1 protein-coding gene is annotated in these 2,123 nt (G+C 50.8%); it reads left to right on the top strand.

Annotated features, from left to right (window positions below; all coding sequences use genetic code 11):
- Positions 1-39: 39 nt before the first annotated feature.
- Positions 40-1,722, top strand: a complete 1,683-nt coding sequence (locus PHU49_13995; protein ID MDD5245117.1) for a glycosyltransferase family 39 protein — start codon at positions 40-42, stop codon at positions 1,720-1,722.
- The last annotated feature ends 401 nt before the right edge of the window (positions 1,723-2,123 follow it).

Genomic DNA, 2,123 nt, shown 5'->3' with positions numbered 1-2,123 from the left:
TCAGATTAGCGCCGCAAAAAAAGGGTTATCTTTCTCCTGATCATTCTCGCGTGTTCATACCTCTTCCTCTTCTATAACCTCGGCAGTTACTCGCTGAAGGAGCCCGATGAGGGACGCTACGCGGAGATCCCCCGGGAGATGGTGGAACAAGGCGACTACGTCGTCCCCCATCTCGACTATGTCCGCTATTTTGAGAAACCGCCACTCCTCTACTGGATTACCGCCCTTTCTTACAAGACCTTCGGCATAAGCGAGTGGTCCTTCAGGTTCCCCAATGCCCTTGCGGCCCTCCTGTGCATACTTACGATGTATCTCTCCATGTCAAACTGGTTTGGCGAAGAGACAGGTCTGATCTCCTCGCTCATCCTGCTGGGCTCCTTTGGCTTTTTCGCTATCTCCCACATCGTGACGATCGATATGCTCTTCTCTTTCCTCCTCTTTGTCTGTCTGCTCTGTTTCTATCAGTACTACCGGGAGAAGGGACAATTGTTCCTTTATCTATTTTTTGCCGCCCTTGCACTGGCCGTCCTGGCCAAGGGGCCGGTGGCTTTCATCCTTCTGATGGTTACCATTGTCATTTTCCTCTGGTCTGAAAAGAGATTGCCGTTCCTCAGGAACATACTCTCAATAAAAGCGCTCCTGCTTTTCTGCGTGATCGTTTTGCCCTGGTTTATCATTATCTGCCTGCGGGAGAAAGAGTTCTTCCAATTCTTTTTTATAGACCAGCATATCCTGCGGTTCCTGACGACCAAACACAAAAGATCCGGCCCCCTCTATTACTTTTTCCCTGTCCTCTTTGGCGGACTTTTCCCATGGTCAATATTCATCCCCCGGGCGGCTGCGGAATTGTGGCGGGAAAAGGAGCTGCGGCTCTTTTTTATCTGGTCGCTCGTTGTCTTTGTCTTCTTCAGTCTGTCCGGATCAAAATTACCTCCTTACATCCTCCCGATCTTTCCCGCTGTTTCGGTCATCCTCGCCAACCTCTTTTGGCGGAGATGGCATCAACGCATCACGCCAAAGCGCGAGCTTATTATATATGGGATATTCTTTTCGTGCGTTGCCCTGACGGGACTTGCCCACGGAACCGGCATGCTTGATAAATATCTGGCGAATCTATCTGAAATAGCCGCCGTATCAAGGGCCGTCCGTTGGCTGACCCTGTCCGCATCGATCGCCTCTCTCGCAATACTCATCGTCATGTCTTTTCGCATGATGCGTACCTACCGGTCTCTCTTTTTCACGCTCGGGGCGTTCTGCCTTGTCCTTTTCACCGGTATAATGCTCCACTCCCATGTCATAGACGGGCTGAACACGACAAAAGAACTCGCGAGAGAGATCAACAAAACAGGAAACCCTGCGCCTGTCGTTATTGATTTTGGTTCATTCGACGAAACCCTGCCGTTCTATCTGAAAAGGAGGACTTACATCGCGGAGTATTTCGGTGAGCTGAAAATGGGGTCGGAATATCCCGACGCTAAAGACCACTTTCTTGATAAGGAAAGCTTTGCAAAGATCTTCCGTTCAGACAGGCCGGTGTTTGTAGTCCTGAAGGCAAAGCGCTTCTCGTGGCTGGAAGCAACAGACATTGAAGGCGGGACGCTTATCGCGCACCATGCCAAAAGGCAGCTCATTGCCAACAGGGCCGCGGCTTTGTCTATTACTGGGACTCACGTCGCCCCCTCTTCGGGCAAAGCCCGAAGAGACTCCCCCTCTCGCTCGTGAACTCGCTACAGATTATTATAGGTCCAATAGGTCCTATAAGACCTATATTCTTCTTTTCGTTTTTTACTCTCCGCTCTCTGCTCCATGCTCTCTGCTGCCTTATACCGGTACACCCGCAAGTGGGTACCCGGTCGCCCCCTCCAGTAAAAAAGCAGGTTAAGGTTCAGGCTAAGGTTAAACAAGCTGCTGGTTCTCCTCAACCTCAACCTTAGCCTCAGCCTGATTCTTCTTCCGGGGCTTTAGGCTGATCGCTGATGGCTGAATTTAAATTATTTTTACGACTTCATAGGTGCGCTGACCTCCGGGGGCGTTGAAGTTTACCTCGTCGCCTACGGATTTTCCCATCAGCGCCCTTCCAAGCGGAGAGGAGATCGATATGGTGCCGCTGTTTATGTCCGATT

It is taken from the genome of Syntrophorhabdaceae bacterium (assembly GCA_028713955.1).
Taxonomy (GTDB): domain Bacteria; phylum Desulfobacterota; class Syntrophorhabdia; order Syntrophorhabdales; family Syntrophorhabdaceae; genus UBA5609.
This window is presented reverse-complemented; position numbering and strand designations above follow the sequence as displayed.